The 13930-nt window shown below is 63.8% G+C and carries 7 protein-coding genes and 1 pseudogene; all 8 read right to left on the bottom strand.

Features of this window, described 5'->3' with window-relative positions; translation table 11 throughout:
* Positions 1–13 precede the first annotated feature (13 nt).
* A complete protein-coding gene (locus ACM6LR_RS27930; protein WP_414944834.1) occupies positions 14–3454 on the bottom strand; it encodes a hypothetical protein in 3441 nt (1146 codons plus the stop codon).
* On the bottom strand, positions 3447–4556 hold the full coding sequence (locus ACM6LR_RS27925) for a hypothetical protein (RefSeq protein WP_414944833.1): 1110 nt from the start codon (positions 4554–4556) through the stop codon (positions 3447–3449). The genes ACM6LR_RS27930 and ACM6LR_RS27925 overlap by 8 nt, the downstream gene beginning before the upstream one ends.
* Before the next feature lie 31 nt (positions 4557–4587).
* Positions 4588–6243: a PD-(D/E)XK nuclease family protein gene (locus ACM6LR_RS27920; RefSeq protein ID WP_414944832.1), complete on the bottom strand. Its 1656-nt coding sequence runs from the start codon at positions 6241–6243 to the stop codon at positions 4588–4590.
* A 471-nt stretch (positions 6244–6714) separates the two neighbouring features.
* Positions 6715–6901 (bottom strand): annotated as a pseudogene (locus ACM6LR_RS27915) (hypothetical protein); the annotation flags it as partial.
* Between the two features lie 123 nt (positions 6902–7024).
* A complete protein-coding gene (locus ACM6LR_RS27910) occupies positions 7025–10072 on the bottom strand; it encodes a type I restriction endonuclease subunit R, EcoR124 family (RefSeq protein ID WP_414944831.1) in 3048 nt (1015 codons plus the stop codon).
* Complete coding sequence (locus ACM6LR_RS27905; RefSeq protein WP_414944830.1) at positions 10069–11313, bottom strand: restriction endonuclease subunit S; 1245 nt, start codon at positions 11311–11313, stop codon at positions 10069–10071. The genes ACM6LR_RS27910 and ACM6LR_RS27905 overlap by 4 nt, the downstream gene beginning before the upstream one ends.
* Positions 11310–12125, bottom strand: a complete 816-nt coding sequence (locus ACM6LR_RS27900; protein WP_414944829.1) for a hypothetical protein — start codon at positions 12123–12125, stop codon at positions 11310–11312. The genes ACM6LR_RS27905 and ACM6LR_RS27900 overlap by 4 nt, the downstream gene beginning before the upstream one ends.
* Positions 12112–13722 (bottom strand): type I restriction-modification system subunit M, encoded by a 1611-nt coding sequence (locus tag ACM6LR_RS27895; protein WP_414944828.1) that lies wholly within the window; start codon positions 13720–13722, stop codon positions 12112–12114. Before ACM6LR_RS27895 ends, ACM6LR_RS27900 begins: the two co-directional genes overlap by 14 nt.
* Positions 13723–13930 lie beyond the last annotated feature (208 nt).

The raw sequence follows: 13930 nt of genomic DNA, 5'->3' as shown, positions 1-13930 counted from the left end.
CGTGGTCGCGGGTTCAGTCGAGGTCGCCGAGTGCCCGATACAGCGGCTCGTACAGGGCTTGCACGAGCGATCGGTCGAGCGGAGTGGTAGTTGGGGCGGCGGTGAAGTACGGGTCGAGGACGGCGCGCATGCTCGCCAGCAGGCTGGTGTCGGGGGTGTCGACGGCGTGGAAGCCGGCTTGGCGGGGCGCGAAGGCCGCGTCGACGCAGACCACCCTCGCGGGGACACCGCCGCGGACCAGCCGGCCGATCACCTGCCACATGACGACCAGCTGGTCCCAGGTGAAGCTGGTTTTCTCGGTCGGCGTCAGGCTGCTCCACGCCACTTGCCGGGTCAGGAACCGGTTCCACTCCTGGCGCGCTCGCCTGCGGAATGCCAGTGCGGCCTGGTCGGGTGTGCCAGCGGCGAGGGCGTCGGTGTGGAACGTGCGGGCTGGGTTACGGATTTGCCGTACGGCCCAGTCGTTGATGGCGTGGATGGCGAGCGCGATGTCGTCTGGTCGAGGGTGTGGCCGGGCGAGGAAGTAGACGCTGCCGATGGCTGCCTTGCCTCCGGGCAGGACGATGTTGTGGCCGCGTTCGACCGCTAGCAGAGGAGCCACGAGGATGTCGCTGCCGATGTCGGGAAACTTGGTCAGCTCGCCGCGGCGCAGCACCATCCAGCTGTTGTCGAGATCGGCATCGTCGGAGACGAGCTGGGTGACCCGGCCGCTCCATTCCGGGATGCTGTCGAGATGGCGTGCGGCATGTTTCGCCTCGGCGTAGCTGCCGACGAGCAGCAGGATCCGACGCCGCTGTGGGTCGTCGATGTCGGCCAGTTCCGCGTCGAGCATGCTCGGGGCGTCACCGAGGCTGCGGTCCGGGACCGCGAGCTGGTTGAGCATCTGCTCCAAGACCTTCTCGCGATCGTCTGGACCGCTTCCGGAGAGCCTCAGCGGCTTCGGCGGCGAGGTGCCGGGCCAGTACAGGAACTGGGTCCGCATCGTGGTGTCCAGGATCGCTGCGACCTCGTCGTCGTGCGGTCGCAGGACGGCGTCGACCGGAGCGTGGACGTGGTAGCGGGTGGAGGTGCCGGCCCAGCTGGTAGCTGACATGAGCAGGACGTTCGGGCCGGGCCGATCGTCCACGAGGGGCAGGTCGGGCAAGCCGAGCAGCAGCTCGCGTCCGACGCCGCTGCAGCGGAAGAACCGTAGCTCGCCACTCTGGTCGCCGTCGGCTGTTCGTTCGCCGAGTTGGAACTGGAAGCCGAGGACGTTGCCCATGGGCGATTCCGGGATGACGGGCTCGTAGTCCTTGGGCGGACGGCGCGAGAGCACGTTGGACGTCGCTTCCAGGTTGAGCGCGGCCTCCACTCTGCCCCACAGGATGGTCATCCGGTCAAGCCGATGGTGCAAGGCCGCCAGGATGAGGGTGAGTTCGAAGCGTTTGGCGTGGGTTTCCAGATCATCGGCGATAGCCGGGTCGTGATCGACGAGATCGAGCAGCACGTCCCGCAGCCGCTGACGGATCAAGGAGTCGCGGTGAGCGTGCAGCAGCTGCAAAGTCAGGTGCACCAGCGTGTTCGCCACGGGGGTGACTCGATCGGCTGGGTCCCGCGGTGCCCTTTCCTCCAGTGGGTCGTCGCGGAACTGGTCAAGGACGGCCTCGACATGGTCCATACAAGCCTGTCGCTGTGCGTGGTCCGGCGCCGCGGCACCCACCGTGGCCGCCTCGTCGTCGTGCCCGGTGAGGTCGGGAAACCAGGACCGGATCAGCCACTGGTGCAGTGTCATCGCGCTGAAGTAGTCCGCGGTGATCCAGCTGCGCAGCGGTGGGGTGCCGATGAGCAGCGCGTAGAGACGGTCGGTGGCTGCCGACACGGTGTCGACGGCGCCTGTCCAGTCATCCACATCCTGGGCCGACAGCTGCAGCCGTCCTCGGCGTGCCAGCTCCGCCACCTTGTGGCCGGCGACCTCGTCTAGCCAGGAGTTCGGCGACCGTCCCGCCAGTGTGGTGGCAGGAGCGAATGCACGGTCGAGCTGCATCTGTACGCGGTCAGCCTCGTCCACGATGACGAGGTCGCTCAAGCGGCAGGCCGCCTCGAGCTGGCGAAGGCGTTCGGTTTGCTGCGTCGGCGGGACGCCGCTGTGGACAAGGCTCGCCGGGGTTGCGACCCAGATCTGGGCATCGACCAGGCTGCGCGCGCCGTGGTGTCGGGGACATACGGTCCACAGGGGACAGCCGTGCCTTTTCCGGCGCCCGGTTCGGGACGAACGGGCGGTGTCATTGCTGCTGGTGGCGAGGAGGTCGTCAGCGTCGGGATCGGGGTGCTGGACGGGGTAGAGCGCGTTGCAGGGTGCCTCGGCGATCCGCAGGGGCTGGCGTGCTTCCAGGCCGCGTAGCGCGTCTAGCGGGCAGGCGCTGCTGAGGTAGTCGAAGCTGGGGTGGTCGTGGCCGAGCATGGTTTCGGCTCCGGCTGAGGCCATGCGACGGTGCAGCCGTTCGAGGTTGCGCTCGCGCGTCGAGTGGCCCAGGACCGGGGCGGCATCGACCCCGAGGCGGGTGAACTGGTTGACGATCGCGAGGGTTTCGGCGACGTCGCCGACGACGATCGTGATGCGCCGTCCGGTTTCGGTGGCAGCCCAGAAGGCGAGGATGTCGCGCAGCGTCGATTTCCCGGCGCCCACCATGCCGACCAGGTTCATCATCCGGTCGACCCGCAGGCGCTCATCCTCTGGCGCGGCGAATTCGCCGCGGGCGTCGTCGCGGATCAGCAACTGCACGCGTCCCAGACGGTGCGCCCAGTGGTTGGACTTGCCGGGCAGGTTCTGCTCGATCGCGTCCATCTTGGCCGCAGCGTCTTCCAGCTCCGCCCACGTGACCTCCATCGGCGCTCCGCCGCAGGGCGGCAGCCCGTTGAGGTCGTGCCCGACCGGTGCAGGGATGTCAGCGAGAAGCTCCGGCGGGAAGGCGACCGAGTAGCGCCGGTCGCGCACATAGAACTCGTACTCCCCCGGCCCCGCGAGCGGTAGCGGCTGGCGCGCGAAGGACGGCGGTGTGGTCAGCAGCGCTTCGTACACGTCGAACCGGTCCGCCGCACGGCTGGGCTCACGTTGCTCCGGTGTGCTGTCGATGCCGGTTAGGCGATAGCCGCGTAGCTCCTCGGGAACGCGCAAGTACGCCTCGACTGCGCGGATCCATTCCCGGCGGCGGCGCATATCCCACAGGTAGTGCCGGCCGCGCATCACCCGAAGCGCCGTGTCGGCGGTTTGTGCCCCGAACACCTCGCTGTAGGGGTACCCGCCGAACAGCGTCCAGGCATCCTGCGCGGTGTGTCCCGGCGTCGCCGAGCAGAGCAGGTAGAGCCCAAGCTCCACATCAAGCATCTGCCCCGGCCGGAAATCCGCAAGGGAATCCGGCCAGACCGGGGTGAGCTGGCCCAGCAAACGGGCGTGCCATCCACTGCGCTCACGCATTGGCAGTCCCCTTCACGTCGGCGACGACCTCGTCGCGGCGGGTACGCCGGAGCTCTCGATCCACGCGCGCCAGCAGGTCGCGGTCGGAGATCAGGTCGACCTGGCCGGTCAGCTCGTCGGGACGGTGGTGGGCGAACACCCGGCCATAGTCCTCGCGCTCGTCGAATCGGTACTGCGGCGCGACCAGGAAACCCTCGTCGTAAGGCGGGTCGTGCCGCAACCGCTGCGCGCCGCGGCCAAGCAGCGCGGGATTGGCGCGGTCCTTCACATCGATCGCCCACACGCGTCCGCGCGGCAGTGTGATGCGCAGGTCGTACGCGTCGAAGTTGGGCCACATCTCCGGGCGGAGTCCGCGCTCAAACAGCGCGGCTTCGAGATCGGTCTCCGCCAGCCCAGGGCCGGTAATGAACATCCGCATCGGCCGGTTGAGCTGGTAGACGCCACCGCCACGGCGTGCCTCGACCCTCTTGCCGATCCGGGGATGCTGGTCGCGTCGGCATCGGTCCAGTTCGCAGACGTAGCGGTCCCGGCCGATCGGCGCCAGCAGACACCCGCACCGCGCGCACAGCGCGTACGCGCTGTCGCGCAGGTATGACGCTGGCGCGGGCTCGTAGCAGCGCTTGATCACATCGTGCAGCAGCTCCAGGTCCAGGTCGTCGGCGAGCGCGGCGCGTTCGGCATCGGTCAGCACTGGTTGACGGATCAGCAGCCGTCGGAAGACGGTGTAGGACTCGGGCGCGTTCGCGGCCCGGCATTCGGCAATAGCCGTCAGCATCAGTTGATTCTCGACCTGTTCGGCGGCGACGTCGCGCGCCGCGACCCGCCACTCCCAGCACTGCTGGGTCGGGGTGTGTGTCTGGCCGTCGACCAGGATGGCCGCACCGCCGTCGAAGTCGTCGGGCAGCGTCCACGGCCACGGGTCCTCACCGATCGGGTGCTCGGCCGCCCACCGCACCATGTCCGGCACGCTGGCCGGCGGTGTGTGTCCTTTCCGCAGGCACAGCAACACGAGCTGGTTGTAGGTGTTCTGCACCGTGGCGTCGTAGACGGGCTCCTGCGGACCCTGTTGTTGCGAGAGCCGCACGATGGCGCTGGCCACCATCCTCAGCAGGGTCTCGCCCTCGAAAACGGATTCAGCTCTCGACTGCTGTTGCTGACGCGGCACCGGTGTGGTGGTCCTTCCCGTTCCCGTCCGGGCCTTGGTAGCTCGGACACCACAGTGATACCGGACACCCCCGACAGTTTCGGCCCGGTCGCGCCTCGAACAAGCGATCCGTCCGCCACGGGGCGGCCCACTCGCGCAGCACCGCGCGGGCCGTCTCGACCCGCTCGTCGTCGTTGGGGTCGATCAGCACGATCTCCGCGCCCGTCGGGCGCAAGATCTCCAGTTCGACGCGACCCGCGCCGCCGGGACCGAGCGCGCCGGCGGCCAGCACCGCCACGCCGAGAGCGAGCTGCGGGAATTCCCGCAACGGATCGGTGAAGGTCCGCGGTGTCTTCTGGGTTGTCTTGAGTTCGCGCCAGACCCACTGCCCGGCTTCCCGGTACACCAGATCAGGTTTCGCCAGCACAATCGCGCGCGCCGTCGTGTCGGCGAAGGTCAACTGCGGCTCGACCCGAACGGCGTCGATCTCCGGCGCCTCGCGAAAAGGACACACCTCGACGTGGTGGGCCAGCATGCGGATGCCGGCGTCCGCCAGGTCGCCAGTGATCTGCCATTTCCCGGCGGACCAACTCGAGCCAAGCGCTGGCAGAGCCTCTGGACCGCATGCGATCGGCTCAGCCTCGTGCGCTGCCTCCAGCCACGCATGCACCGCTTGCCCCAGCTCCGCCTCGGGGCTGTACTCGTACGTGCGCGGCAGGTGAACCGAACGCAGGTACGCCTGCGCCGGACACTGACGGTGATACCGAAGACCGCTAACCGAGACCGTCCGTAATGGTCCCTGTGACGAGTCAAGTCCCAGCAGTCCAGGCGTCCGGATCGGCCCGTCGCACACCGTGACTCGCTTGCAGCTCGCGCACCCCGAGCCTGGAACCGCGTCACCGCCCGCCACGATCGTGCCGACCTGGTCCCGACCGTGCTCGGCGAAGTACTCCTCGACCTCCTTCGCCGTGCCGTCGAAGTACGGCTCCATCGAGCCATCGACCAACCCGACGTCCACCACCAGTACGCGCTCCGTACCTACTCTGCCGCTCGGGCGAAAAGGTTGTGACCACGGCTCCGGCCAGGCCGCCGGTGCGCCGAAGGCGGCGGCGTAAGCCGCGAGCGCGATCTCGGTCGGGTCCCGCACACGAGAGCCCACATCGCCCAACCGCAGGAAACGGAACTCTCGCAGCCGGCCGTCAACCGACTCATACCGGCGTCCCCACGCGTACAGCTCCCACACCACCGACTTGGTGATCCGCTGAGCCACCCACAACTCGCGCACCGGCCTCATGGTGACGTCACCTCGCCGGTGCGACGCGAGATACAGGCGTGTCGCATGCTCGGCAAACCGGGTGACCCCAGGATGCGTCGGCTTGCCCAGGCGCTGGACCTCCGAGATAGCCTCGTCCGCCGACAACCCGTCAAACTCGACTTTGTCCAGGGCGGCCATCACTGGGCGCAGAACGAAATCGTCCAAGCGCTCGTAGGGGAAGCGGCTTACCGAGCGTGATCTCGGCCGAGACTTCCAGCCCAACGACGACGGACACGTCCACTCATCTGCACGACCCGCGCCAGCCCCCACGCGAACAAGATCGAGCACCGGTAGCGCATCGTTCTGCTGCTCGGCTCCCTCGGTACTCACACACGACCCCGGCGCGGCGCACAAGAGAACGGGTCGCGATAGACAATCCACACGACGTCACATCGTATCGACGCGATCACCATTCGTGAGACATAACGTTGCGGATCACTCAATCGGCCCAGACCAATGACTGACCGATAGTCGCAAGTAGTCAGGTACCCCCGGCGCGACATATGCTCAGGTCAACGGCACGCAGAACGGTCCAGACTACCAAGCCGCCTATTCGATCTTGAAAAGCGGACATAGTGCCGGGCACGGTGGTGATTACGCATGCTTTCGCGGCGTAAACGCCCTGTCAGGAGGCTCGACTCCAACCAGGGGCCTGACTAGTTACCGACAGTTTTCGCTCGAAGTAGGCCAACCGAAGCCGAGTACGTTTCAACGGGTAGAGCCACACGATAGACGAGACCAACGTCCCTAGATCAGTTCATCGGCCAGGTCGTGGACGAGCCGCTTCCCCACAGCCGGCCGGTCGTGCTTGTCATAGCCGAGATGGTCGGCGATCTCGCCCTCGAGCGCCGACCAGCCGTTTAGTCAGCTGCGACAGCACCCCGCCTTCGCCAGTTAGCTGCAGCCCACCAGCCTTGGCGCGGCTCACCAGCGGGCCGAGCGGAATGGCAAGCGCTCTGCGGTGACCCGGCTGCGGCCAGATGATCAGGGTGGTGATGCCGTGGTCGTTGTACCGGTCCTCGGACCATGCAGCAACAAGCCAGGACCAAGTTCAACGAGCGGATTGCGGTCGAACCGGAAAGGCCGGGGTGACCCACGACGGCGGTGTCTTTCAGGCTACCCCGGAGAAGCGCTCGAAGTATTCGGTCAGCCTCGCGATAACGCGCTCCTTCTTAGTGCCGAGGTTGTTGTCCTTCGCGAAGCGCGAGACCGGCGGCAGGATCTGGGTGATCGCCGTTCCGTTGGTTGCGATCGCGCCGTCGAGGAAGGCGGCTTCAATAAACGACTTCGTCTGCTCGGGTCGAAGGCGCTCGGAGTCGATGATCTCGGCGAGTTCGACTTCTCGTCGTCGGGTGACAAAGATGCGCCAGTCGTCGCTGAGCTCGCCGGTGACCGACATGGAGGCAACGAAGTCCATGATCAGGTCCTTCTTGTTCCGCAGCGATGGGCTGGCATCGACGGCGTCCTCGATGGCACGCAGCGGCGTCCTGGCTTTGGCCTGGCCCTCGTCACGCCACCTCTGCACCAGCATCAAGATGTAGTCGATGTTGACCTCAACCTGTTTGATGAGCTCGATCTCGAAGACGACATCGTCGAGGATCGACTCCTTCTCGCCGGTGTCCCGCTTGCGGTGCCTCTCCCACAGTGCGTTGTAGACGCTCGTGTAGTTCTGCAGTTGCCTCGGTGGCAGCGACTCGTCGTGAGCGAACTCGTCAAAGGAGGTCAGGATGTTGCGCAATTTAAGGATTCGGCCGAAGAGCTCGACAAACGCCTTCTCCTGAGTCTCCCCGAATGGCTCGGTTCCGGGCGGGCACTGCTCCAGGAGTTGCTCGACCAGGCTGACGTACGCGGCGTGGTAGTAGCTGTACGGCTTGAGCAGCACCACTCCGCGGGACTCGGAGTTACCGAAGAGCACCAGGGCGTCGTCGACGGCCTTCTCCAGATTGCGGAAGCAGACGATGTTGCCGTAGGCCTTGACCGAGTTGAGGATCCGATTGGTGCGGGAGAACGCTTGGATCAGCCCGTGAGACTTGAGGTTCTTGTCCACCCACAGCGTGTTCAGTGTGGTTGCGTCGAACCCCGTCAGGAACATGTTGACCACAATGACCAGGTCGACCTCACGCTCCTTTACTCGGCGCGCGAGGTCCTTGTAGTAGTTCTCAAACTTCGCTGCCGAGGTGTCATACGTCGTGCCGAAGGCGGCGTTGTAGTCGCTGATCGCGCGTTCGAGGAAGTCGCGGGACGAGGAGTCGAGTTGGTCCGCGTCCATCGCCTCGTCATCGAGGATGCCGCCGACCTGCTCGTCCTCGTTGGCCGCATAGCTGAAGATCGTGGCGATCTTCAGCGGCTGGTAGGACGGGTCTGCGGCTGCGCGCTCGGTCTGCTGCTGGGCGAACTCGTCGTAGTAGATCTTCAACGCGGGGATAGACGCGGTCGCCAGCATCGAGTTAAAGCCACGCACCCGCTTCTCGCCCAGGCTGTACCCCTGGGTGCGCATGGTCTTCGCATCGAAGTGGTCGAGGACATACCCCACGATCTTCCGAATTCGCTCGGGGTGGCGCAGCACTTCTTCGGTGTCGATCGCGGCGACCTGCTTGTCTTCGACGTCGTCTGCAGCCCGCACGGTATTCTGGTAAGAGACGCGGAAGGGCAGCACGTTTCCGTCGTTGATCGCGTCCACAATCGTATAGCTGTGTAGGCGCTCGCCGAAGATCTTTTCGGTAGTGTCCTTGACCGCCCCGCCAGCGTTCTCCGGGAAGATCGGGGTTCCGGTGAACCCGAAGAGGTGGGAGCGGCGGAACGCCTTACGCACCGCGGTCCCCATGTCACCGAACTGGCTCCGGTGACACTCGTCGAAGATCAACACCGAACAAGCCTTGGTGATCTCGTGACCCTTGTTCTGCTCGATGAACCGCGACAGCTTCTGGATCGTGGTGACAATGATCGAGGCGTTGCGGTCCTGGAGTCGCCGCTTGAGCTCGGCGGTCGAGCGTGACCCGTTGACCGAGCCCTTCTCGAAGCGGTTGTACTCCAGCATCGTCTGGTAGTCGAGGTCCTTACGGTCCACCACGAAGAGAACCTTGTCGACACCCTCCATCTTCGATACGAGTTGCGCGGTCTTGAACGACGTCAGCGTCTTTCCCGACCCGGTGGTGTGCCAGATATAGCCACCGGCTTTCTGCCCGGTCGCCTTCGCCGAGGACACCACCCGCCGCAGGATCCGCTCAGCCGCCACGATCTGGTAAGGCCGCATCACCAGCAGGGTGCGGGAGACGTCGAAGACGCAGTACTTCGTCAACACGTTCAGCAGCGTGTGCTTGGAGAAAAATGTCCGCGTGAACGCGGTGAGATCGCCGATGCGCCGGTTTTCCGCGTCAGTCCACCACGAGGTGAACTCGAACGAGTTCGACGTCTGCTTCCGACCACGCTTGCCGCCCTCGGACTCCGCCACCTTCCGGGCACGAGTCGTGTTCGCGTAGTACTTGGTGTGCGTACCGTTGGAGATCACGAAGAGCTGGACGTATTCGAACAGTCCGGCATCGGCCCAGAACGACTCCCGCTGGTAGCGATTGATCTGGTTGAACGCCTCCTTCAAGGGCACCCCGCGCCGCTTCAGCTCCATATGCACCAGCGGCAACCCATTGACCAAGATCGTCACGTCATAGCGGTGTTTGCGGGCCGTGCCAGCACCCTCACCGACAGTCTCGTACTGGTTGATCACCTGGAGCCGGTTGGCATGGATGTTCGACTTGTTGATGAGCTTGATGTTCTTGCTCGTGCCATCGTCACGCGCGAGGACCTGGATCGGGTCCTCCTGGATGCGCGCCGTCTTCTCGACAATACCCTCATTCTTCGAGGCAATCTTCTTGACGAAGAACCATTTCCACTCGTCGTCACTGAAGACCACATCGTTCAACAGCTCCAGCTGACGACGAAGGTTTACCTCCAGGTCAGCCGACGACGTGATGTGGAGTTGCTCGTACGCCTGCTGCCCCAGCATCTTGATGAACTTGGTCTCAAGCTCAGCCTCAGACTGGTAGCCCTGATCGCTGCCGCCGTCCGGTTCGTACGCCGCGACCACCGTCGCCTCGTCGCTCACCGCGATCGGCTCGTACCGCAGCGCCGAGTCCGGTGCCTCCACACCACCGCCCTGACTCACGCCACCCGCTCCTCGAACTTGAACAACTTGTCCCGGTAGTACTCGTACTGCTTCCACCGGGCCTCGATCTCCGCTGACAGGCCAGCAGACAAGTCTGTCACCATTCCGTCAAACTTGTCGAGAATCGACACAATCCGCGCCTGCTCCTCAAGCGGAGGCACAGGGAGAATGATTCCAGACAGATCGTCCTGACTCACCTTCCACACTCCCGACGTGAGCTTCGCCGATCTCTGGAGCTGCACCCGTGTCGCGGGACTTTCCCAGATGTAAAATAGATACCGTTGGGACACTTGGCCAAGGTCGGGCCGGACTCGAATCATCGTGTCAGGAAATGCAATCTCCTCCGTGCGCTCCACCATACACGCCCGCGCGATCAGATCTTTCGAACCGTTCCCACGTACAACGAGTAGGTCTCCAGCCTCGATACGGAACCGCCGCCCAGTTGCATCATCCCATCTGCCAAGTTTGTGCCGACTGACGTCCACAACGGACCCGTGTAGTGCAGTAAGACGAAGAACTGGATAACCCAACCCATCTGGGACCGATCGTCCGTTAGCCAAGGGCTCTTTCAACAGTTCGCTCAACCTTGCACGCCTGACACTCTCGCCCTCAGCAAAGGTGAAAATTCCGCGGCGGTGGTAATGGAACTGTTGCGTGCGAGCCTGCAGCTCAGCTTGCAGCTCAGCTTGCAGCTCAGCTTGCAGCTCAGTCGTCTTGTCGAGGATCCGTACGATCTCGCGCTGTACTTCAAGTGGAGGAACCGGGATAGTGACCCTGCTCAGTCCACTGCTGGAGAGCCTTTTCACCTTGGCACGGGAGACATGCTGTTCCTTTTCAGCGCGGAAGGTGCCGGTCTGGAAGTAGTAGGAGACGTAGGTCGGATCGAGTTCGCTCCGGAACAGAAAAGAGTCATCGTGGATCGCGACCTCTCCTTCGCCAAGCCAAGCCACGGCCTTGCCTACGTCCTCGACTGTCTCCCCGACACCAGCGATGATGAGATCCCCCGGCTGGGCGTATCGTAACTGATCACGCATGTCCTCCCTCACATGTGAGACGGTGGTGCGCGCGGATATGCCGTATTCTGTGTAGATCTCCCCGTAGTGGATACAGGGGATTCCTTTCTCGACCATGTCAGCTTTGGTAAAGCGACGTCCACGGACGAAGGTTCCGATCTCGCCGAGCGTCATGACCTCAACGCCGTCCGGGCAGTGCTCGGCAAGCAGCCTGTAGATCTCGCTCATTGCACCATCGCCCCACCGGAAGGCACGTTCAACCCGTTTATATTCCATCCGAGTGCATCGATCGCCCACTGCATATCTTGATCGCTAGCGACATTCTGAATGATTCCTATGACCAAGCTTCGGCAGGGGTGGTACTTCCGCAGGGCCATTTCCTCACTTGAATCTCCGTGGACGATCTCACTCAGCTCGCTGAACAACTTGTATCCTTCGCTGGAGAATGCCAGCGGAATGATGTGATGCCGCTCGTCGACCTCTTGCAGGAGGCTGCGGAACGGCTTGCGAGCGCCGTTGTTTCCGGTGGTGGGTATGCCTGCGATATCGGCGACCTGCTTGGTGATCGCTTCGAAGATCTTCCGGAGGTAAACCATGGATCCCGCTCCGAGCTGTTCCTCGTAGGCGAGCTGCGCACGCTCTAGCAGATCATCGAAATCACCGGCACCGGCACTGACTCCGACTCGTCTCGCCATGCCGCGCCGGTTGTCTACGTAGCGCTCCAACCGCACGGTCGGCGCCTGCCCGTCCAGTTCATCCCTGGACACCACTAGGAACCAGGCTTCTACGGTCGCTTCGCAGACTGGGCATTTGAGGCACGCGTCGATGCTCACCACACGATCACCAACGCCGAGGCAGGACAGCCTGTCGCCCGACATGAACGTCCGAGCGTCGTCGCAGGTCTTGCACTTAAAATTGATAGCGACCTTGCCTACCTCGATCGTCTTGTGTTTGCCCCAGGCCAGGCGAGCATTGAGGAAGCGCTCGACCTGCGCCTCCTCCTTGGCAGGCGCTTTGGACAACAATTCAGACAGCCGCATCGTCGGATTCCAGGTCACCGACAATGGCACCGATTTGGGCGCGCAGCTCAGCTTGGCGGGCGACTATCCGAGCAATTTCGGCGTTCAACGCCTTGATATCTACCGCCTCGCGGGTGTCCTCGGCCTCTACGTAGGAACTGACCGCGATGTTGTACTTGTTGTCGCGGATGGTCTCGTAGTCGACCAGGGTCGCGAAGTGGTCGACGGCCTCCCGGCGCGTGAACGCCTCCAGGATCTTGGCTTGGTGGCCGGCGGTGAGCTTGTTCTTATTGCCCTGGCGCATGAACTCGGCCGAGGCGTCGATGAAGAGCACCTGGTTGTCGATCTTCGACTTCTTCAGCACGATGATGCAGGTCGCGATCGTCACCCCGAAGAAGAGGTCCGGTGGGAGCTGAATGACGGTGTCGACGTAGTTGTTGTCGATGAGGTACTTGCGGATCTTCTGCTCCACACCGCTGCGGTAGAGCACACCGGGGAACTCGACGATCGCGGCCGTGCCATTGACTGCCAGCCAGGACAGCATGTGCATCGTGAACGCCAGGTCAGCCTTCGATTTCGGCGCCAGCACACCGGCCGGGGCGTACCGCTCGTCGTTGATCAGCAGCGGGTTCGAGTCACCTTCCCAGCGCGTGGAGTAAGGCGGGTTGGAGACGATCGCCTCGAACGGCTCATCGTCCCAGTGGAACGGGTCGATCAGCGTGTCGCCGTGGGCGATGTCGAACTTCTCGTACGGGATGTCGTGCAGGAACATGTTGATCCGGCACAGGTTGTAGGTGGTCAGGTTGATCTCCTGACCGAAGTAGCCCTGCCTGACCCCATTTGGCAGCACCTTCTTGAACTTCAGCAGCAGCGAACCCGAGCCGCAGGCAGGGTCGTAGACCTTGTTCACCTCAGTCTTGCCGACCACGGTGATCCTAGCGAGCAGCTCGGAGACCTCCTGCGGTGTGTAGTACTCCCCGCCAGACTTGCCGGCCGAGGACGCGTACATCTGCATCAGGTACTCATACGCGTCACCGAACAGGTCGATGGTGTTCTCGTTGAACTCGCCGTTGCCGAAGCTCAGCGACCCGATTGCGTCGAGAAGCTTGACCAGCTTCTCGTTACGCTTCGCGACAGTGGGGCCGAGCTTGCCGCTGTTGACGTCGAGGTCGACGAAAAGGCCCTTGATGTCGTCCTCGGAAGCGGTACCGACCGCGCTGGCTTCGATGTTGGTGAAAACCCGCGTCAGAGTCTCGTTGAGGTTCTCGTCCTTGCTGGCCCGCTCACGCACGTTCGCGAAGAGGTCCTGGGGCAGGATGAAGAAGCCCTTTTCCTTGGCCGTCTCCTCGCGCCCGAGTTCGGCGTCGGCGTTGGACAGGTAGCGGTAGTCGAAGTCCTCGTTGCCTGCACTGCGCTCGGCCTCGTTGAGGTAGGCCGTCAGGTTCTCCGAGATGAATCGGTAGAACAGCATCCCCAGCACATACGTCTTGAAGTCCCAGCCGTCCACGCTTCCACGCAGGTCGTTGGCGATCTTCCAGATCACCCGGTGAAGTTCGGCTCGCTCCTGCTCCTTCTTGCGGTCCTCAGCAGTGATGGTCCAGGCTGGCTCAGTCGTCACAAGGTGAAGTCTTACCAGAGCTGGCCGACATCTCGCGTTACCGATGGCGGAAGGTGCTTGACAACGTGTCAACGTGAATGCTCGTCGCCACGGTGTCGACGTGCTCCGGGCGCCACGGCTCAGTCCGTGGCCGCTGGCACGGGACGATCCCGACCTCGAAGTTCCTCAGCAGGTCCATGGCCCTCGCGCTAACGCAAAGGTAGACGTC

The sequence above is a fragment of the Amycolatopsis sp. cmx-11-32 genome (assembly GCF_047608695.1).
Lineage (GTDB): Bacteria > Actinomycetota > Actinomycetes > Mycobacteriales > Pseudonocardiaceae > Amycolatopsis.
The sequence above is the reverse complement of the archived record's forward strand: the minus strand, read 5'-3'. Positions and strand labels throughout refer to the sequence as shown.